Genomic DNA, 17,733 nt, shown 5'->3' with positions numbered 1-17,733 from the left:
TCATAATACTTTCGCAGGATCGTGTGTGCTTAGCAAACCGATTTTATTCTGCGTTTGTTCTGTGATTGTACTTAGGATCAGCCGATATTGCTGACGATTTACTATAAGAGGTGTGACACGGCGCGATAACACTTTTGCGCCAGGCCTCTTCATGCCGAAAAACATCACGTTTGTGCCATGACACAATCTCGCTTATTTGGTAATATCAATGCCATACAGAGATGAATACTGCTGGAAAGGAGAAATAGGATCCATTGAACTGATAAGAAGATGACTCGTATATTGATGTTGTTTGAAAGAAGATGACCTTTTTTGAAAGAAACCTTGAGCTTTCTCGTATGTGCTCTCAAATCGAGATAGAGATAACAAAGGACACGAGTAATGAACACAATCCACAACATAGGGGTATCAGCGCAGATTGGTCGCTACAGTGATGGGGTGGAGGTCTCAGGCAATGCTCGCTGGCTGCATACATCTGGAACACCTGGCATCAGGTCTGATGGGACCGTGCCAGAGACGATTGAGGCACAGGCCGAGCAGGCCTGGAAGAATATTCTGGCGATCCTGGAGGCTGCTGGTATGGGAGTAGCAGATATCGTCAAGTACCTGGGTGAGGCTCGCCCAGCCTTCATGTTGTCTGTGGTCACCGAATTGATTCGCCCGGAAATTCTCGTTGAAATCGAGGTCTTTGCGGCAAAAGCGTAAGGAAGCCAGAGCCAACCGAGAGCCATGAAAAGAGAAAAACGGGGGAGATGAATGCTGAGGCTGCAGGTGCAAGTTTTCGAGATGGCATTCTTTCGATCCATCTCCCTAAAGCAGAGCAAAGTACATGCAGAAAAATCTATGTATCGACACAAGAGAGTGAAGAAGACAAAAGCCTTTAACGCGAGTGAATATGCAGTCGGTAGAGTGAAGGGCTCCTCAGCCGAGGAGCCGAGAAGGAGATCATTGTTATTGCAGCGTGCGTTATATGCGAGGTGAAAGGTAAGGATATGAGTGAAGGGTTTATTTCGCGAGGATTCCGAGGACGTCGCCAGCAGAGCAACTTGAGCGCTCGAATCCCGCCCGGACAATATCTCGAACATGGTTTTCCTGTGCTCTCTGCCGGGCCAACGCCACATACATCCCTGGCATCCTGGGATTTTACTATCACAGGGGAAGTTGATGAGCCGAAACGTTGGAGTTGGGATGAGATGAAGGCCTTGCCGCATGAAACCTTGACGAAAGACATCCATTGCGTGACAAAGTGGACAAAGCTCGATACACACTGGGAAGGTGTCTCTCTTGATACGCTACTGGAGCAGGTTCCTACTTCTGCCAACTATGTGGTTGCCTTTTGTGATGGAGGATATACCACCAATCTGCCGCTAGATGAAGTTCTCGATGGCAAGGCATGGATTGTCGATACGTACGAGGGACAGCCACTGGCGCCAGAACACGGTGGTCCGGTACGCTTACTGGTGCCTTATCTCTACTTCTGGAAGAGCGCCAAGTGGGTGAGAGGCTTGCGACTGGTTGATAAAGATGAACCGGGTTTCTGGGAGTCATTTGGCTACAACAACCATGGAGACCCATGGAAGGAAGAACGCTATTGGGACGATTAACATGGCAAATTGCTGTAGTGGAGGCTATACAGGCAGGAACTGCGCGAACAAAGAGCATTCGGCTTCTGGTGCTTGCGTAGACGGTGCCTGTGTCGGAGAGGATGTCGCCGTGGTATTCCACACCGCAACAATGGTCTGGCTCTTCCAGAGTGAGCTCCCTTGCTGCGGCGATACCCGATAATGGAGGGTCAATGGTTGAGCGAGCACGAGTGTGGTCAGGGCGTTCCCTTTCGCATCAAACAACGAGAACTGATACGTCCCTAACATCAATCGTCCACTCAGAGACCCACCGCTTCCGGCATCCACCTGCACAATCTTCAGTTGAATCCGTCCACCAGCGTCTTGCACTTGTTGGGGACTCACCATAGCAGCAGGAACGTCCACCTCCAGGTGTCCATCTTTCGTCACGACGTTGCTGCGCCTGCGGCGTCAAGAACATCGTGAGAGAGGGCTGAGGCCGCTGTGGTGTCGAAATATGCTGTTGGGCGGGATTGAGATGTCCCTGCACATATTTGCCAACGTCAGGCGGCTTGACCGCCTTCGGCGGAGTCAACCATTTCGGCGTGGTTAATGCCGGATTCGGATTGGGTTTTGTCGCTGCATAGGTCGGGGGAATATTCATCACCGCATTGAGCAACGACGCACTCACGATCAGAGCAATCAGGAGTGATGTCCAGAGGTCTGAATCTATGAAGCATCCAACTGAAGAAATGATAGGGAAAGTTTTGTGGCACGTCACCATGTCGTTGGACGGCTTTATCGCCGGGCCAGACGATGGGATGGACTGGGTAGCCCGATTTGCTGGTCCGAACCCAGTCGTAGACCAGGTCATCCGGACGACAGGTGCCGTGCTGAGTGGCAGACGGAGCTACGATGTGGGCCGGAAACCGGGACTACCACCAGCGTATCGGAAGGTCTTCGGAGGAGCCTGGATCGGACCTGTGTTCGTCCTGACGCATCACGCACCTGACGACGACGAAGATGAGACGATCACGTTCCTCTCGGATGACATTCGATCCGCAGGTGCGACAGGCTTGCGAGCCACAGAGGGGAAGAATCTGCTGATCATCGGTGCCAGCCTTGCCTGTCAGTGTCTCGAGGCAGGGCTGATTGACGAGATCCTCGTGCATGTAGCGCCCATCTTGCTCGGTGATGGTGTCCGCTTCTTTGCCCGAAAGGCGGGCGAACAGGTTGCCTGAGAGACGATAGCCGTCTCACAAGCAGAGCAACTGACCACCCTTCGTTTCCGCGTGAGAAAGGCATGCACAGAAGCAACAGATGGGGGATGAACGCACCTCTCCGGCCAAGGGCACGCTCGCCAGAGAGAGACCAGTTCCAAAATCTGGCAGAGCTAAATGGCTCCGTACTTTCCCTATAAAATGGCCCTTGTAGCAAGACCATTATCATTCTATAATGTTGCCAGGTACAGCACTTCGGAGCTCCATGCAGGTACATATCCATGCAGAAGCTCCCCTTTCGCTCAAGACTTCTCAGCGCCTGCGGCACTTCCTGAGTCATGTGTCGGTCCTGCTGGCGAGATCAGCCTGGGAATGCGCTGGAAGCATGAGGAAGAACAAGGAGACAGGTAAGCGATGAAAGCTATTCACCTCTATAGTCAGAGCGGACCCGATCAATTTGTGTTTGAAGATGCACCGAAACCTCAGCCAGGAGTGGGAGAAGTCCTGATTCGGGTCCATGCGACCAGTGTGATGTGGCAGGAACCGACCTGGTCGGAAACCTGGAAAACACCGGCTGGTATCGAACGTCAGCATCCCATACCAGGTCATGATGTTTCTGGCGAGGTCGTTGAAGTGGGGGCCGGCGTCACTGGTATCGCCGTAGGAGAGGCTATCTATGCGCTCACCGAATCTTGGCGGGATGGCGCGGCTGCGGAGTACACTGTCGCACGCGCGACTGATGTGGCGCCCAAGCCACGAACCCTTGGGCACCTACAGGCAGCCGGAGTCCCCCTGGTTGGACTGACCGCCTGGCAAGCGCTTTTTGAGCACGCAGGGCTTACCAGTGGGCAATCGCTTCTCATTCATGGTGCCGCTGGTGGCGTGGGAAGCATGGCGGTTCAAATGGCAAAGTGGGCTGGTGCCACTGTGATCGCGACAGCCTCTGCACACAATCATGCATTCCTACGCACGTTGGGAGCCGATGAGATCATTGATTATACCACCACGCGCTTTGAGGAGGTCGTCCATGATGTCGATCTTGTTCTTGATACGGTAGGAGGCGAAACATTGGAGCGCTCCTGGACAGTGGTGAAAAAAGGAGGCATGCTCATCTCCGTTGCCAGCCCACCCTCAACTGAACAGGCCAAGGCGCATGGCGTGCGGTCCGTGTGGTTTATCGTTGAACCCAATCGGGAGCAACTGATCCAGATCGGGAACCTGATAGATACAGGCCAGCTCCGACCAATCACCGAGCGGGTCTTCCCGCTCTCAGAGGCATCCCAGGCGTTTGAGCAGGCCCTACAAGGGCACACGCGCGGAAAAATCATTTTGCGCGTAGAGGACGACGCGTAGAGGACGAGGAAAGGAGGAGATGAGCATGATGCTTGTGACAGGCACAACGAGTGCTGTACGGATGACCTGCATGACAGCCAGAAACATGATCTGCTTTATCGTCCTGGCTCCCCCGCGGGTCAAGGAGGAGGCATCCAAGGTGCTTCCCGATTGAGCCACCACCGGCGCCCAACCAACGTATGCTTTGAGGGCCAAAGCCAAGGGGAAGTGGTGGATCGAGCCGATAGCCGCTCTGATCGTCACCGCCGTGATTGGCCCAAAGCCTGGAAACGACAGCAGAATCTGCCCTTCGCGCGCCTGTTCAACCATCGCGATGATTTCGCTCTCCAATTGGTCAATATGCTCGCGCAAGAGTCGAAGCTCTTTGATCAATTGGCCTTCCTTGTTCCAGAACCAGCCCGCGTTGGCGAATCAGGTCTTTCACGCCGATCCTCTCAGCGGCCAGACGCGGCAATTCCAGCAGCTTGAGATCCGAGAGGGAACGGGCCCCTCCTCGAATCGGTTGCAACACGGTGAGGCTGGCAGTGGCCAGCGCTTGCGTTGATAGTACTGCACACCCTGATGGTCTGGCATCATGCGGTTGAAACAGGGGACCCCTATGAAGTCGAATATCGTTTTCGAGAGGGCCAGACTGGGGAGTATCGCTGGTTCTTAGCCCGCGCCATGCCGGTGCGCGACGAAGCTGGCCAGATCGTCAAGTGGTTTGGGACCAACACTGACATCGAGGACCAGGTGCGTATCGAGGAAGCCTTGCGCCAGAGTCAGGAGCGCGCGAACGCCCTGATGAACTCCAACATTATCGGGATCACTATCATCGAAGGTGAGCAGATCGTGGATGCCAACGACACCTTTCTGCGCATGACCGGTTATACCCGCGAAGACCTGCGCGCCGGGAACATGAACTGGAGACATATGACGCCGTCAGAGTATCTGGATCGGACCTTCGAGGCTCATCAGGAACTGGCCACCCAGCAGTCGCTGACGCCCTTTGAGAAAGAGTATGTGTGTCAAGATGGCAGCCGCCTGCCGGTCCTTGTGGGCGCGGTCGTCTTACCGCATCAGCCACGCCAGGCCATCGCCTTTGTGCTCGATAACTCGGCGCGCAAGGAACTTGAACAACGCAAGGATACCTTTCTCAGTATGGCCAGCCATGAACTGAGAAATCCCCTCGCCGCCTTGAAACTGCAGACCTCCTTGCTGCACCGGCAACTGGCCAGGCAAGGCACCCTGGAACAGGCTCCGGCACTTTCCAGCATGGAGACCCAGGTCAACACACTTATCCGGCTGGTGGAAGACTTGCTAGACGTCTCCAAAATCCAGGCTGGCAAACTGGGGTATCGGCAGGAGAGAGTCGATCTCGACGCCTTGCTCCATGAGGTGGCCGACACGATGCAACAGATCAAGGCGACGCATACCATTGTGGTACGTGGCGCAACTTCCTGCTCCCTGGTGGGAGATAAAGACCGCCTGGGACAGGTCTTCACCAACCTGCTCAGCAACGCCATCAAATACTCTCCCCAGGCAGAGACGGTCGAAGTGGAGATGGACACCGCTGAAGATGTGGTCTCAGTTCGGGTGCGCGATCATGGCCTCGGCATTCCGCGAGAACAGGGCGAGAAAATCTTTGAACGCTTCTATCGGGTCACCAGTCCCAGACAGAAAGGGATTGCCGGCCTAGGCATGGGGCTCTACATCGTAGCCAAGATCGTCAAGCATCATAAGGGAACCATCACGGTGGACAGCGAGGTTGGAAAAGGATCGACCTTTCAGGTGATGCTTCCCCGGAAAAGAACATGAGGAACGCACATGAAGACTTCCCAACAACAGGTATGCAGCGAGGTTGTCATTGTCAAGAGTATTCTCATTGTCGAAGATGATCCCATTCTTGGGAACCTTCTGCTGGAAACGTTCCAGGAGGAGACGACCTATCAAGGCTATCTTGCTTCAAGTGGCGAGAGAGCGCTGATGATGCTTTCAACCATCACGCCTGCGTTGTTTCTGCTCGATTACCAACTCCCTGGGATGAATGGGCTGGAACTCGCCGAGCACCTGCGTCGCCGAGAAGGTGGGAAGCACTACCCCATTCTCCTCATGAGCGCCAATTTGCCACAAGGAAATGGTGCCCTGGATCATATCAGAACATTGCAGAAACCCTTTGACCTGGAGGCACTGTTGCAACTGATCGCAGAACTGCTTGCACCATAAGGAGAACTGGAGCAGAAGAAGTATGTATATCCTGGCGAAGCAAGCCAGAGAGAAGTTTTGGCTAAATTCGTCCTCCTTTTTGTATCATTTGCCCCTGGTCGAGCACAAAGACAACGTATATACTATGTTCATACCTTTCAAACAAGAACAGCTCGAGCCAGATAGGTAGCGCTCTGTTACAGCTCAATTGAAAAAGGTGCCCGGGGATGCAAAGGGACGCCAGCCCCTCGGCATCCAACTTCCCTGCCGCCGCAGCCGGTATACATCTCTTTCAGATAAAACGAAACGGAACAGTAGGTAGCTTGAAATTAAGAGAGAGAGGTTGGGATGAGGGATCTTCACCATCAAGGTCTCACCCTGTTTGGCAAACAGAGTGAAGCACGCAACGTAGTGTTTGTCGTCCTCCCACAAGTCCATTTGCTGGATCTGTCCGGTCCGGCACAGGTTTTTGATACTGCTCGCTGTATGGGCGCCCCCTACACCTTGCGTTATAGCTCGCCTCAGACCCAGCAGATAAGTGCGCAGGGAATAGTCCTGGCTAAGCTCTCGCCCCTGGCTCCTGTCGCAGCAGATGACCTGATTCTTCTAGCAGGGGTGAACTGGGACTTCGCCTCCCACGAGAAACCACTCCTCGATCAGGAGACGCGCGATTGGTTGTCTTCAGCCGCAAAAGCTGGAGCCCATATTGCCTCTGTTTGTACTGGTACGTTTGCACTTGCAGAGGCAGGGTTGCTTGATGGGAGACGCTGTACGACGCACTGGTCCCAGACCAGTGTACTCCAGGCTCGCTTTCCAAAAGCCAAAGTATTTGAAAATGTGCTGTTTGTCCACGATGGAAGGCTCACCACTAGCGCGGGCATCGCTTCTGGTATTGATATGGCGCTGGGGTTGGTACAGCAAGATCAAGGGCCGATGTTTGCGGCCCAGGTAGCGCGTCACCTGGTCGTGTATCTGAGGCGCAATGGATCTCAGCCGCAGAGCAGTATCTACCTTGAGTATCGCACGCACCTGCATTCGGGGGTGCACCAGGCACAGGATTACCTGATCAACCATATCGCAGAGCACGTGACGCTGGACGAACTGGCAAACGTTGCAGGCATCAGCACGCGGGGATTAAATCGAGCCTTTAAGGAGGCCACTGGTCTGACCCCCATTCAGTACCACCAGCGTTTGAGGATTGAGCTTGCTGCCACCTTGTTATCTAACCCGGCGCTTCGTATCGAGGAGGTCGCATTGCAATGTGGCTTTGAGGATGTAAGGCATTTTCGTCGCCTGTGGCAAAGGCAATTTGGTGCCCCCCCTCTGCAGCGCGGGCATCGCTTCGCGTTTCATAGAAGCGTTGAACGGTAACTATACAGCAAGCTCGCATTTGCTTGATACGTTCAGATAAAGGAGCAAAGATAGAATGAAAGCAGCATATATCACCACTCAGAAAGGTGGCCCAGAAGTGATCGAGTATGGGAATATAAAGCAACCTCAAGTTGGAGCTGGTGAGATTTTACTTCAAGTGCATGCTGTTGGTATTTCCCCGCAGGAGCTTGAATGGGTTCCAACGTGGAAGACTGCCGATGGGCAAGAGCGTGCGAAGCCAATCATCATGGGTCATGAGATTTCTGGCTCAGTTGTTGAATTAGGTAAGGGTGTCACAACATTTAACGTAGGTGACGACGTCTATGGACTGAGCAGTTTCTGGAGAAATGGCGCCCAGGCTGAATATACCATTGTCGAACCAGCTGAAATTGCCCTGAAGCCTCGTCGTAGTAGCCACATTGAGGCGGCGACGTTACCACTTTCGGCACTGACTGCCTGGCAAGCATTCTTTGAGCAGGGATCGCTGAAGCGGGGACAGAGCGTCTTGATTCAAGGAGCTGCTGGTGGTGTAGGAAACTATGCTGTGCAGATCGCGCATTGGGCTGGCGCGCAGGTGATCGCAGTCGCATCGGCACGGCATCATGAGTTTTTGCGTGAGCTTGGTGCAGATCAGCTTATTGATTACACAACGATGCGTTTTGAAGATGTTGTCAACGATGTTGACTTTGTGTTGGATACCATTGGTGACGATACACAGAAACGGTCATTTAAGGTGCTGAAAAAAGGCGGTATCCTGGTTGGTATTGCTGGCGAGCAGGAGAATAGGATCTTTGAGTGGGCGAAGCAATATGAACGGGATGCAAAGTGGTTTATTGTTCGCCCTAACCATGAGCAACTAGCACGCATTGCCGAGTTAGTTGATGAAGGTCATATGAAACCTGTTGTGAATAGCGTCTATCCATTAGCTGAAACGCATCAAGCATATGAGCATAGTTTGAGTGGTCATATGCTTGGCAAAGTTGTCATTCAGGTGGTGGAGTAGCCTTACTCTTCCTTAGCATGGTTTTTCGTTCTATTCATACTCAGGGGCCATTACCGAGCAGGCTGGTCACAGGGTCTCTACCCAACGTGGATGGGAGTATCTTCGACGCCTCCGTTTCAGCAAACGGATGTTGCGTCTTTGTCATGTCAAAGCCGACCCACAAGCTCAGAACGCCTTTAAAAAACTGAGCCTGGATGTCGAGCAAATCCAAAGGAGCATGGTCATATGACAAAAAACATTGCTAGTATCATCGTTCCGGATAGTCAATTGGCAAAGGATGCCGCAGATGTGCTTCACGAATACGGCAGTTTACTATTGTGGAACCATTCGCACCGGGTATTCCTCTTTGGATCACTCTTCGGTCGTCAAGAGAAACTGGTGTACGATCCTGAGCTGCTGTATATTAGTGCATTGTTTCATGATCTTGGTCTCACCAGCCATTATCGGAGTCCAGACAAACGCTTTGAGGTTGATGGAGCCAATGCCGCACGGAGTTTCCTTGAACAACATGGGATTTCTCACGAGGCTACCCGGCTGGTATGGGACGCGATTGCGCTCCACACCACGAGAGGAGTAGCTCAATACAAGGAGCCGGTGGTGGCACTTCTCTATCGTGGTGTGGTTTTCGATGTGATAGGGGATCACTTTGCAGAACTTTCCGAGGAGACCCGCTCTCAAGTCGTGTCAGCCTTCCCTCGTGAGGGTTTCAAGCAGAAGATTCTGCAGACGTTTCTTGATGGCTTTCGACACAAACCAGAGACCACGTATGGCAATATCAACGCCGACGTCTGTGAGCGCTACCTTCCCGGCTACAAACGTCCGAACTTTTGTGACTTCGTCCTACAGTCCCCATGGAATGAATAACCATGGGTTGCCTTTGCCGGGTATGATCTTTCATCCATCTCCAGGTCAGCTGAAAGTAGCTGGTCTGGAGATGGATACAGGGAAATCCTTTGGAAGGACACAACGAGATGAAAGCAATCCGTATGCATGGTCGTGGCGGTCCAGAGTGGCTCGTCTATGAAGATGTGCCACCACCACATCCTGGTCGGGGAGAAGTGTTGGTTCGCGTCTATGCCACAGGGGTCATTGCACCGGAATTGACCTGGCCTGGGACCTATCAGACCCGGGCGGGGAGCATACGCTCTCTGCCAATCCCAGGACACGACTTCTCAGATGTGGTAGAGGAGGTTGGTCCTGGCGTCAGTACGCTCGTCAGAGGAGCAGAGGTTTATGCCCTCACCGCCTTTGATCGCGATGGTGCTGAAGCAGAATATACCATTGCCTTACCCAGCGAGCTGGCACCCAAGCCGCACTCCCTCGATTATGTGCAGGCGGCAGCCATTCCGCTGACTGTTCTGACGGCCTGGCAGGCGTTCTTTGATCACGCAGGGCTGATCGCAGTGCAAACCATCTTGATTCACAGGGCGCGGCAGGAGGCGTTGGAGTCTTCGCCGTCCAATTTGCTCGCTGGGCTGGCGCACAGGTCATTACAACCGCCTCTGCGCGCAACCACGACTTCCTGCGTGCACTAGGAGCCAACAAGATCATCGACTATACCACCACGCGCTTTGAGGAGGTCGTCCATGATGTCGATCTCGTCCTTGATACAGTAGGAGGCGAAACATTGGAGCGCTCCTGGGCGGTGGTAAAAAAAGGAGGCATGCTCATCTCCGTCGCCAGTCCACCCTCAACTGAACAGGCCAAGGAGCATGGCGTGCGGTCTGTGTGGTTTATCGTTGAACCCCATCGGGAGCAACTGATCCAGATATGCAACCTTCTTCTGCCTCACATGCCACCATGTTTACAACGAACGAACCGGCACTCCCTTTAACCATCTGGCATTCCCGACAGATATCGTCCTGCTTGCGGTCGTGTGGCGACTCCGCTACAAACTGAGTCTGCGTGATATAGCGGAGATGTTCCTCGAGCGTGGTTTTTCATTCACGCACGAAACTATCCGAGACTGGGAAATGCCGTTTGCTCCTTTGATAGCGGAACAGTTACGAGCAAGGCGACGTGGACAAGCAGGATCCTCCTGGCACGTCGATGAAACCTACTTGAAAGTACATGGGAAGTGGTGCTATGTGTCTCGGGCAATTGACTATGAGGGCAATCTCGTTGATTCCATGTTGAGCGAGAAGCGGAATAGGGAGGCGGCGAAGCGGTTTTTCAAGCAGACAGTTGCTGTGGTTGGCCATGCTCCCGACCAGGTGACGACGGATGGGCATCGTTGCTATCCGCGTGCCATCCGCGAGACGATGGGCGACCATGTCCAGCATCGAACGAATACGTATCGCAATACCCCCGTTGGACCAAGATCGTCGTGGCATCAAGCAACGATACTATCCCATGCGCGGCTTTGGGACAGTTGAAGCAGCGGTATTGTCAACTTGACGGTGTGGCGAAACATGGTGCTAAAATAACCGCATGAAAACAACCATCGTTGCCCCCCCATAGAAAGGCTTTCGTGACCCTCCGGAAATCATGAGCCACGCCATCTGGCTGTCTGTTCGCTTTTCGCTCAGTTTTCGTGATGTCGAAGAACTGCTGGCACAGCGAGGGATCGTCGTGACCTACGAAACCGTGCGGCAGTGGTGCTTGACGTTTGGGCAGACCTCTGCCAATGAGTTACGTCGTCGCCGCCCTCGTTGTGGCGACACATGGCACCTGGATGAAGTCTATCTGAAGATCAACGGGAAAACGCACTCTCTCTGGAGGGCTGGAGATCAGGATGGCAACGTGCTCGACATCCTGGTGCAAAGCCGACGCAACAAGAAGGCCGCGAAACGATTTTTCGCGCCGCGCTTCTCAAAGGGTTACAATACGTTCCACGCGTGATCATCCCCGATAAGCTGAAGAGTTATGGGGCGGCGAAACGCGAAACCTTGCCTGGCGTGGAGCATCGTCAGCACAAAGGGGTGAACAATCGTGCGGAAAATTCGCACCACCCTACGCGACTGCGTGAAAAGAAGATGCGGCGATTCACGTCTGCCAAACAGGCCCAACGTTTTCTCTCTGCTGATCGCGCCCCATTTCAGGGCATTTCCAACCCCGTTGTCACCGTTTGAGGGCCGAGGAATACCGTGCTATTTTACAGGCTCGCTTTCTGATGTGGAACGAGATCACCGTAGGAAAACTCATCGCATACTAGTTAACCCTCCCTCGCATTTCACTGTCTTCAGTCTCTCTCTTCTTTATAACTCAACAATAATCGGCATTCCTAACAAATAAGTTGACAATACCTTTCGGGTGGGGCCTGGCTCTGACGAGGAGCGAGAATTAAATGACCCTGTCTGTGCATTGGTTCATAGACAGGGCCTCAAAAAGTAGGTAGAATTATAGAAAACTGGCAAAAGTGGATAGAGTTACTAAACGCTCTAGAGATATCCTAAGAAAGGCAGGAACATCAAGCATGAACAAGAAACAAACGAACACGCGGCGCCAGTTACAGCAGACGCCCCCAGAGGGAAAGCGCAAGGGAGTGGTCGAACTGACGGATGCCGACCTGGAGAAGGTCCAGGGAGGAAAAGGAACCGATAAGCTTTTCGATGCCTGCTCTACAGGCACACACGTTCCTAAAGTACAGACCACAACTTAAGTAGGCACAATAGCTGTCGCTCACCTCAAGCGCCCAGGTGAAGCGGCAGCGCCTCAGTGGTGCAGGTTGCTGGTACTCATCCCGTTTTCGCCAGCTGCCTGCACTACCGAACAGGATGCTCCGCCCAACGTTTAGGATTTTTCCTTCTTCACACAGAGATGACGTCTGAAGCACATCAACACGCGAGTGCGTGACAACCTCTTCCTGCAATGAAAAGCCATGCATCAGTTCATAAGTTGACTGAGAGAAAACGCCTCTTACGAAGGGCGGATCTCTCCACTCTCCACCTGGCTCAGAATCAGGTGAGCATAGAAACCATTTTGACGTAGTAGTTGTTGGTGGGTCCCGCGTTCAACAATCTGGCCCTGATCAAGCACCAGAATCAGATCTGCATTGCGCATAGTGCTCAGTCAATGAGCGACTAGAATTTGCGTGCAGGGAAAGCGACGCAGGTTATGATCAACAGTTGCTTCCGTCACCACATCCAGGCTACTGATCACTTCATCCAACAGGAGAACGGCGGGCGCGGTGGCAATAGCGCGAGCCAGGGCAATACGCTGGCTGCTCGATAAGCCCGCTCCTCCATCGGAAACGAAGGTTTCATATTCCATGGGCATGCGCATCACATCATCGTGCAAAGCTGTGAGTTGAGCTGCTTTGATCACATGATCAATAATCATACTGAGACCGTTGAACGCAATATTCTGGCGAATAGAGCCGCTGAGGATGCTTGCATCTTGCATGACCACGCCAAATTACACCCGCACTTCCTGATACTTCATCTGTTGAAGCGGGAGGCCATCATAAAACGCGGCAGAACCGTCGGGCGATTCTGCTCGCTTGGTTCGGCTAGCCAGTTAAGGAAGCGAAAAAATTTTGCACTAGCCCTGGCAACTGTGCATTAGTTCATAGGCAAAGCCTCAAAAAGTGAATATAATTATAGAAAGTTGGCAAAGTTAGATAGAATTATTAAACGCTCTAGAAATATCCTAAGAAAGGCTGGATCTTCAAACATGACTAAGAAACAAAAAGATACACAGATCCAGGCGCAACAGACAACTATTCCAGAGAAAAAACGCAAAGCCTTGACCGAACTGACGGATGATGATCTAAAGCAAATCCACGGCGGAACTCGCTCCACAGACAAACCTAGCGTAAGCGACATTTCGATAACCAAGGTCTTTGACACACCCTCCAACTCTTAACGCCGACGTAATTCCAGCTCTTCTTAATTTTTGAAACGTCATGCGCCGCAGGCGCACCACTCCCCATGAAAAATGAGATTGAAGTATGGGCATATACTTAAAGCGACAATCTCCCAAGGAGAAGGCGACCAGCAGTATACTGTGCCATAACGTGTTTTTGAAACTGCACTCTGGTGTCTGGACGAACCACTCCCTGTTGCCTCATGAGTCTTTGGACTCATAAGAACACGAAGAAGATACTGAACAAGAACAGACACCCAGCGGGAGATTGCTCGACAGGAGAGAAAGGAGAGAAAAGTATGCAGGTTCTCTATCAACGCTGTGCAGGCATCGATGTGCATCTGCGCTTTCTCGTCGTCTGCCTGAGTATCGTGGAGGCAAGCGAGCGGCGCAAAGACATCCGCAGCTTCCGTAATGAAACTGCCGACCTGCTCGCCTTACGCGCCTAGCTCTTGCAAGAAGGGTGCACGCACGTGGGCATGTGACGCCCGTAAGAGGCATTCAACATAGTAGGATACGTCCTTGTAAACGCTAAACTGATAGAGGCTCATCCTCACATTAAGTGAGCTTCCTTGCTTCGACAGAAGTGCCGTTTTCTGATAGACTCTCATCGATAAGCAGTGGTGTTGTTACGTCGCAAGGAGAGCATCATCGATGAACCAGACAGACTCCTCTTCTCCTTTTTTACCGCTTCCTGATGGCATGGTCATTGCATCCGTTCATGCGGAGACCAACAGGATCGTTGTTCATATTGCCTGCAGTCTCCCCATTGCCCTGTGTCCAGCTTGTGGACAGCCATCTGAGCGGATACATGAAGCCTATGGAAGGACGGTTGTAGACCTCCCCTGTGGCGGTCGCCCCGTCATTTTAAAGCTTTCAGTGCGCAAATTTGTATGTCGTACAGCCACCTGCTCGCGCAGGATTTTTACGGAGCGCTTCTCTGATTTGGTACTGTCGTATGCCCGCATGACCAATCGGTTGTCAGAGACCCTCCAAACACTTGGGTTTGCCACCTGCGGGGAGTTGGGAGAACGGCTCGCCCCGAAACTGGGGATGCGCGCACGTGCTTGTCCAGAGCCTTCTTCCGTACGCATCCTGGGCATTGACGACTGGAGCTGGAAAAAAGGCGTCACGTATGGCACGATTTTGGTCGATTTAGACTTGCATAAGCCCATCGAATTACTTCCAGATCGAACGGCCTCGACTTCTGAAGCCTGGCTACGCCGCCATCCAGAAGTGGAGCTCGTCAGCCGAGATCGCGGCGGGGATTACGCAGCAGCAGCCAAAAAAAGCGCACCCCAAGCTCAACAGGTGGCCGATAGATTCCACCTCTTACAGAACTTACGTGAGAGGCTCAAAGAGGTGATGGATCGCAAGCAAGACTGCCTCCCTGAAGTCGAAGAGCGGGCCTCTGATGCGATCCCGGCCAAGGCGCGAGGCATCAAAGGCCAGGGCATTCACGAGGTGGTAAAACCACAAGCGGAACGAGAACCAGAGAAACACTACCGAACTGGCTCTGCGTCTCCCAACAAGCGGCCTGAAGGGATGAGGTACGATGACTTTCAAAAGCAGGTCCGACGAGACAAGCGCATAGCTCTCTATCACGATGTGCGCACCCTCGTGGAACAAGGGCTGAGCCAGAGGGCCATAGCGCGCAAACTGGACCTGGCGCGTGCGACGGTCAGCAAACTTGCCCAGGCCGAAGAGTATCCTGAAATGCACCCTCCACAACGGGGAGAAAAATGGAGTATCCTTAACCCATACAAGAGCTACATCTTAGATCGCTGGCAACAGGGGTGTACCAACGGTGTCCAGCTCTATGATGAGATCAAAGCTCGTGGGTATCCAGGATCAGAAGCGCTGCTCAGAATGTTTCTGGCAGATCTGAGGAGCAAACACCGGGAGGCGGGATCAGCGTCAGTCCTGACGCTCGATGGTTCCCGGCACACGCTCGAAATTCCTGCTGATCTTCTGCCTAAGCCCTGTATCAAACGCCGCATATCCGGGACGCGCGCATCCTGGCTCTTCGTCAGTCAGCCAGAGAAGCTGGATGAGAAACAACAGAAGTCTGTTGAGCAAATCCGAAAGGCGCACCCCGACTTAGAGACAGCCTACCAATTGGGTCAAGCATTCGTGATGATGCTGGCAGAACGCCGAGAGACGGATCTGGATGCCTGGCTGATCCAAGCTGAACATAGTAACCTGCCCGAATTCAAAAAGATGGCGAAGGGGATTCACCTCGATTATGCGGCGGTCAAAGCTGCGTTTTCGAGCATGTGGAGCCAGGGTCCAGTAGAAGGAGCCGTGAACAAAATCAAAATGCACAAAAGGCTTATGTATGGTCGAGCTCATTTTAAGCTTCTCCGCCTGAAAATGCTTCACCAAAAAGTATCATGAGCCAAAAGTGTGCAGGCGTTGACACCGAACTCACCCGTGCCCATTTGGAAAAGTCTGTGTTGCCGGATGCCAAATGGGAGCGGATGCGTGCAGATGCCAGAAGTGGGGAAGCCGAATTCCAGTACGCCGATGGGCAAAACAGTTACCTATCAGAACTGGCGAGTATGCCAACGTTCGTCCCCAAGCAAACTGATCTCACTCCTCCCTCGACACCGCTCCTTGAAGGGGGAACTGCTGAGCAGAAGAAGAGCAAGCCAAAGGGTCGCCCAGGCGAGCCATCGCCTCGTCCTCAGGACCCGTTCAACTAGAGGCAGCTCGTTGGTTAGAATCCACTGTGGAAGTCGTGCAATGCCCCATATGCGGATCAGTGAGCAAAGCCAAGCTCAAAGGGCCGTCTGTGGTGATTGTGCCACATCCACCGCGAAAATCGCGGCCAGTGCGCAATGTCACCCGTTGGATGGAGCAGGGAGCCCAGTGGATGCTCGTCCAGAAGAAAGAGTAGTTCGCTCGTTCTCGCGCAGAGTGACAAGCACACCTCATGGTGGAGGCAAGAAGCGGATACCCCGCAGAAAGCAGAGCAACTGGTAAGTCACAAGAGAAAGGAGCTTTACAAACGAGATAGTTCAAAGCATGTTTTCTCGATTATCATACAGGCACCATCCCGTCGCGAAGAGAAACACACATTGACCATGTGCATCTACACGCTTCTCGTTGTTTAGAAGAGAAGATGCCTGGTCATTTCCGATGCGCCACGTAGAGGATGGCCAGATATCCTTTCGTAATACGACCATGATAGCGAGTAGTGATCAAATCAGCGATCTCGTGAAAGAGACGGTCGTGTCGGGGCTGCTCTAACACCCTGTGATTGGAATAGGTGTCCAGCAGGCGAAGATAACTGGCTGCATCGTAGGTGACATCCCAGCGGTAGCGGCGTACCGTCACCTCGCCGAAGAGGCCCGTCTGTTCGATTTCTGCCTTGACCGGTTCTGCGACCTCATGGGGCCACAGTAATGGGACATATTTCTCTTCCTGTTCAGGGACCAGTGGTCGATAGATCTGCTGCACCTCCTCAAAAAAGCCCGCAGATGCCTCACTCTGGACATGCACATGCCAACACAAGGCGATGGCTCCAGAAGGCTTGAGGGCGTGTGCCGTTTTCTGATAGGAGATGGCGGGGTCGATCCAATGGAAAGCAGTTGCCGAAAGCGCAAGATCAAAGCCCCCCTTCTCTATCGGCCAGTCCTCAAACGCCACCGTCTGCACCTGGACTTGCGGATAGACACGCGCATTCCGGCGAGCCACTGCTGCCAGGTTTGCACCAAGCTCAAGACACAACAGATGATAGCCACGACGTGCCATGGGAACCGTTGCCGAATCTTACGCAACTTTGCTGATGCTAGTTATGGTATGCTGAGAGGTTGTGCCGTTTTTCATCATCCTCGATTTCTTCAGACGACATAGTTCCTTTCACCAAAATTTTGTAAATTGGGCTAAATGCAACGAAGCTGTTACCAAGTGCAAAGTAGCGAGGTTGTACGCTCATCTCAAATGCTTTCAGCAGGCTTCTATCCAGCTTCGGACGGAATCAACTCGCCTGAGATATTCCATTCGCGTGCGAGTTGATTCCGCTCAAGGCAAGATTGAGGTCAGTTGAGAGTATTTAATCTGTACAATCATCGGTGTGACCTTACACTTGATAACACACTCGTTCCTGTTACCTCTCATTGAAGTGGAGAAATGTCAATCGCATAACAGATTTCTAAAACTGTCCAGTACCTGCTATACTGGATCTCCCGCACTTTGACACTGTTGGCGAACTCCCTTCCCCTCGCTAAAT

At 52.8% G+C, this 17,733-nt stretch carries 22 protein-coding genes and 3 pseudogenes; 20 read left to right on the top strand and 5 right to left on the bottom strand.

Annotated elements, in window-relative coordinates:
• The first annotated feature begins 381 nt into the window (after positions 1-381).
• Positions 382-705, top strand: coding sequence for a RidA family protein (locus tag JMI88_RS02730; RefSeq protein WP_201360214.1), 324 nt, complete (start codon positions 382-384; stop codon positions 703-705).
• A 287-nt stretch (positions 706-992) separates the two neighbouring features.
• Complete coding sequence (locus JMI88_RS02725) at positions 993-1,604, top strand: sulfite oxidase-like oxidoreductase (RefSeq protein WP_201360213.1); 612 nt, start codon at positions 993-995, stop codon at positions 1,602-1,604.
• 24 nt (positions 1,605-1,628) lie between these two features.
• On the opposite strand, the gene JMI88_RS02720 is transcribed toward JMI88_RS02725, so the two are convergent.
• A complete protein-coding gene (locus JMI88_RS02720) occupies positions 1,629-2,012 on the bottom strand; it encodes a hypothetical protein (protein WP_201360212.1) in 384 nt (127 codons plus the stop codon).
• Positions 2,013-2,293: 281 nt separating this feature from the next.
• Here JMI88_RS02720 and JMI88_RS02715 point away from each other — a divergent pair, with 281 nt between their 5' ends.
• Together JMI88_RS02715 and JMI88_RS02710 are read left to right on the top strand one after the other, a co-directional pair.
• Positions 2,294-2,803 (top strand): dihydrofolate reductase family protein, encoded by a 510-nt coding sequence (locus JMI88_RS02715; RefSeq protein ID WP_201360211.1) that lies wholly within the window; start codon positions 2,294-2,296, stop codon positions 2,801-2,803.
• A gap of 393 nt (positions 2,804-3,196) precedes the next feature.
• A complete protein-coding gene (locus JMI88_RS02710; protein WP_201360210.1) occupies positions 3,197-4,135 on the top strand; it encodes an NADP-dependent oxidoreductase in 939 nt (312 codons plus the stop codon).
• Here the strand turns inward: JMI88_RS02710 and JMI88_RS02705 are convergent.
• Positions 4,082-4,507, bottom strand: a complete 426-nt coding sequence (locus tag JMI88_RS02705; protein ID WP_201360209.1) for a transposase — start codon at positions 4,505-4,507, stop codon at positions 4,082-4,084. The two genes, JMI88_RS02710 and JMI88_RS02705, sit on opposite strands and share 54 nt — an antisense overlap.
• On the opposite strand from JMI88_RS02705, the gene JMI88_RS02700 reads away from it, so the two are divergent.
• From JMI88_RS02700 to JMI88_RS02645, 12 genes and pseudogenes are all read left to right on the top strand, one after another.
• Positions 4,500-4,679 (top strand): hypothetical protein, encoded by a 180-nt coding sequence (locus JMI88_RS02700; RefSeq protein ID WP_201360208.1) that lies wholly within the window; start codon positions 4,500-4,502, stop codon positions 4,677-4,679. The genes JMI88_RS02705 and JMI88_RS02700 overlap by 8 nt on opposite strands.
• Positions 4,680-4,690: 11 nt before the next feature.
• Positions 4,691-5,932, top strand: a pseudogene (locus tag JMI88_RS02695) (ATP-binding protein); the annotation flags it as partial.
• A gap of 9 nt (positions 5,933-5,941) precedes the next feature.
• Positions 5,942-6,340 (top strand): response regulator, encoded by a 399-nt coding sequence (locus JMI88_RS02690; RefSeq protein WP_007916152.1) that lies wholly within the window; start codon positions 5,942-5,944, stop codon positions 6,338-6,340.
• A 327-nt stretch (positions 6,341-6,667) separates the two neighbouring features.
• Entirely contained in the window at positions 6,668-7,690 is a 1,023-nt protein-coding gene (locus JMI88_RS02685) for a GlxA family transcriptional regulator (protein WP_201360207.1), read from the top strand.
• A gap of 55 nt (positions 7,691-7,745) precedes the next feature.
• Complete coding sequence (locus tag JMI88_RS02680) at positions 7,746-8,693, top strand: NADP-dependent oxidoreductase (protein ID WP_201360206.1); 948 nt, start codon at positions 7,746-7,748, stop codon at positions 8,691-8,693.
• A gap of 49 nt (positions 8,694-8,742) precedes the next feature.
• The gene (locus JMI88_RS40520) at positions 8,743-8,922 is read left to right on the top strand and encodes a winged helix-turn-helix domain-containing protein (protein WP_201360662.1); all 180 of its coding nucleotides are present in this window, start codon (positions 8,743-8,745) and stop codon (positions 8,920-8,922) included.
• Complete coding sequence (locus JMI88_RS02670) at positions 8,919-9,557, top strand: HD domain-containing protein (RefSeq protein ID WP_201360205.1); 639 nt, start codon at positions 8,919-8,921, stop codon at positions 9,555-9,557. Before JMI88_RS40520 ends, JMI88_RS02670 begins: the two co-directional genes overlap by 4 nt.
• Before the next feature lie 107 nt (positions 9,558-9,664).
• Positions 9,665-10,228 carry an alcohol dehydrogenase catalytic domain-containing protein gene (locus JMI88_RS02665; protein ID WP_201360204.1) on the top strand — a complete coding sequence of 188 codons (564 nt, stop codon included), beginning with the start codon at positions 9,665-9,667 and terminating at the stop codon, positions 10,226-10,228.
• Positions 10,183-10,527: a zinc-binding dehydrogenase gene (locus tag JMI88_RS40515; RefSeq protein ID WP_373323756.1), complete on the top strand. Its 345-nt coding sequence runs from the start codon at positions 10,183-10,185 to the stop codon at positions 10,525-10,527. The genes JMI88_RS02665 and JMI88_RS40515 overlap by 46 nt, the downstream gene beginning before the upstream one ends.
• Positions 10,463-11,075 (top strand): annotated as a pseudogene (locus JMI88_RS02655) (IS6 family transposase); the annotation flags it as partial. The gene JMI88_RS40515 and the pseudogene JMI88_RS02655, both read left to right, overlap by 65 nt.
• 105 nt (positions 11,076-11,180) lie before the next feature.
• Positions 11,181-11,847, top strand: a pseudogene (locus JMI88_RS02650) (IS6 family transposase).
• Positions 11,848-12,108: 261 nt separating this feature from the next.
• A complete protein-coding gene (locus JMI88_RS02645; RefSeq protein WP_201360203.1) occupies positions 12,109-12,294 on the top strand; it encodes a hypothetical protein in 186 nt (61 codons plus the stop codon).
• Between the two features lie 257 nt (positions 12,295-12,551).
• On the opposite strand, the gene JMI88_RS02640 is transcribed toward JMI88_RS02645, so the two are convergent.
• Together JMI88_RS02640 and JMI88_RS02635 are read right to left on the bottom strand one after the other, a co-directional pair.
• Complete coding sequence (locus JMI88_RS02640; protein ID WP_201360202.1) at positions 12,552-12,695, bottom strand: hypothetical protein; 144 nt, start codon at positions 12,693-12,695, stop codon at positions 12,552-12,554.
• 9 nt (positions 12,696-12,704) lie between these two features.
• Positions 12,705-13,043, bottom strand: a complete 339-nt coding sequence (locus JMI88_RS02635; RefSeq protein WP_201360201.1) for a hypothetical protein — start codon at positions 13,041-13,043, stop codon at positions 12,705-12,707.
• Positions 13,044-13,307: 264 nt separating this feature from the next.
• Here JMI88_RS02635 and JMI88_RS02630 point away from each other — a divergent pair, with 264 nt between their 5' ends.
• The 4 genes from JMI88_RS02630 (at position 13,308) to JMI88_RS02615 (ending at position 16,204) form a co-directional block, all read left to right on the top strand.
• Complete coding sequence (locus tag JMI88_RS02630) at positions 13,308-13,499, top strand: hypothetical protein (protein WP_201360200.1); 192 nt, start codon at positions 13,308-13,310, stop codon at positions 13,497-13,499.
• 299 nt (positions 13,500-13,798) lie between these two features.
• Positions 13,799-13,948 (top strand): hypothetical protein, encoded by a 150-nt coding sequence (locus JMI88_RS02625; RefSeq protein WP_201360199.1) that lies wholly within the window; start codon positions 13,799-13,801, stop codon positions 13,946-13,948.
• Between the two features lie 205 nt (positions 13,949-14,153).
• Entirely contained in the window at positions 14,154-15,896 is a 1,743-nt protein-coding gene (locus JMI88_RS02620) for an ISL3 family transposase (RefSeq protein ID WP_201360198.1), read from the top strand.
• The gene (locus tag JMI88_RS02615; protein WP_201360197.1) at positions 15,893-16,204 is read left to right on the top strand and encodes a hypothetical protein; all 312 of its coding nucleotides are present in this window, start codon (positions 15,893-15,895) and stop codon (positions 16,202-16,204) included. Before JMI88_RS02620 ends, JMI88_RS02615 begins: the two co-directional genes overlap by 4 nt.
• 427 nt (positions 16,205-16,631) lie before the next feature.
• On the opposite strand, the gene JMI88_RS02610 is transcribed toward JMI88_RS02615, so the two are convergent.
• Entirely contained in the window at positions 16,632-17,255 is a 624-nt protein-coding gene (locus tag JMI88_RS02610) for a class I SAM-dependent methyltransferase (protein WP_201360196.1), read from the bottom strand.
• Positions 17,256-17,733: the final 478 nt, after the last annotated feature.

It is taken from the genome of Dictyobacter formicarum, assembly GCF_016587435.1.
The sequence above is the reverse complement of the archived record's forward strand: the minus strand, read 5'-3'. Positions and strand labels throughout refer to the sequence as shown.

Excerpts from the sequence above, each read along its gene's own strand:
- JMI88_RS02640 (WP_201360202.1), bottom strand. The coding sequence starts at position 12,695 with ATGCGCAATGCAGATCTGATTCTGGTGCTTGATCAGGGCCAGATTGTT.
- JMI88_RS02620 (WP_201360198.1), top strand. The coding sequence starts at position 14,154 with ATGAACCAGACAGACTCCTCTTCTCCTTTTTTACCGCTTCCTGATGGC.
- JMI88_RS02630 (WP_201360200.1), top strand. The coding sequence starts at position 13,308 with ATGACTAAGAAACAAAAAGATACACAGATCCAGGCGCAACAGACAACT.
- JMI88_RS02690 (WP_007916152.1), top strand. The coding sequence starts at position 5,942 with ATGAAGACTTCCCAACAACAGGTATGCAGCGAGGTTGTCATTGTCAAG.
- JMI88_RS02685 (WP_201360207.1), top strand. The coding sequence starts at position 6,668 with ATGAGGGATCTTCACCATCAAGGTCTCACCCTGTTTGGCAAACAGAGT.
- JMI88_RS02615 (WP_201360197.1), top strand. The coding sequence starts at position 15,893 with ATGAGCCAAAAGTGTGCAGGCGTTGACACCGAACTCACCCGTGCCCAT.
- JMI88_RS02665 (WP_201360204.1), top strand. The coding sequence starts at position 9,665 with ATGAAAGCAATCCGTATGCATGGTCGTGGCGGTCCAGAGTGGCTCGTC.
- JMI88_RS02645 (WP_201360203.1), top strand. The coding sequence starts at position 12,109 with ATGAACAAGAAACAAACGAACACGCGGCGCCAGTTACAGCAGACGCCC.
- JMI88_RS02610 (WP_201360196.1), bottom strand. The coding sequence starts at position 17,255 with ATGGCACGTCGTGGCTATCATCTGTTGTGTCTTGAGCTTGGTGCAAAC.
- JMI88_RS02715 (WP_201360211.1), top strand. The coding sequence starts at position 2,294 with ATGAAGCATCCAACTGAAGAAATGATAGGGAAAGTTTTGTGGCACGTC.
- JMI88_RS02670 (WP_201360205.1), top strand. The coding sequence starts at position 8,919 with ATGACAAAAAACATTGCTAGTATCATCGTTCCGGATAGTCAATTGGCA.
- JMI88_RS02730 (WP_201360214.1), top strand. The coding sequence starts at position 382 with ATGAACACAATCCACAACATAGGGGTATCAGCGCAGATTGGTCGCTAC.
- JMI88_RS02710 (WP_201360210.1), top strand. The coding sequence starts at position 3,197 with ATGAAAGCTATTCACCTCTATAGTCAGAGCGGACCCGATCAATTTGTG.
- JMI88_RS02680 (WP_201360206.1), top strand. The coding sequence starts at position 7,746 with ATGAAAGCAGCATATATCACCACTCAGAAAGGTGGCCCAGAAGTGATC.
- JMI88_RS02625 (WP_201360199.1), top strand. The coding sequence starts at position 13,799 with ATGCAGGTTCTCTATCAACGCTGTGCAGGCATCGATGTGCATCTGCGC.
- JMI88_RS02725 (WP_201360213.1), top strand. The coding sequence starts at position 993 with ATGAGTGAAGGGTTTATTTCGCGAGGATTCCGAGGACGTCGCCAGCAG.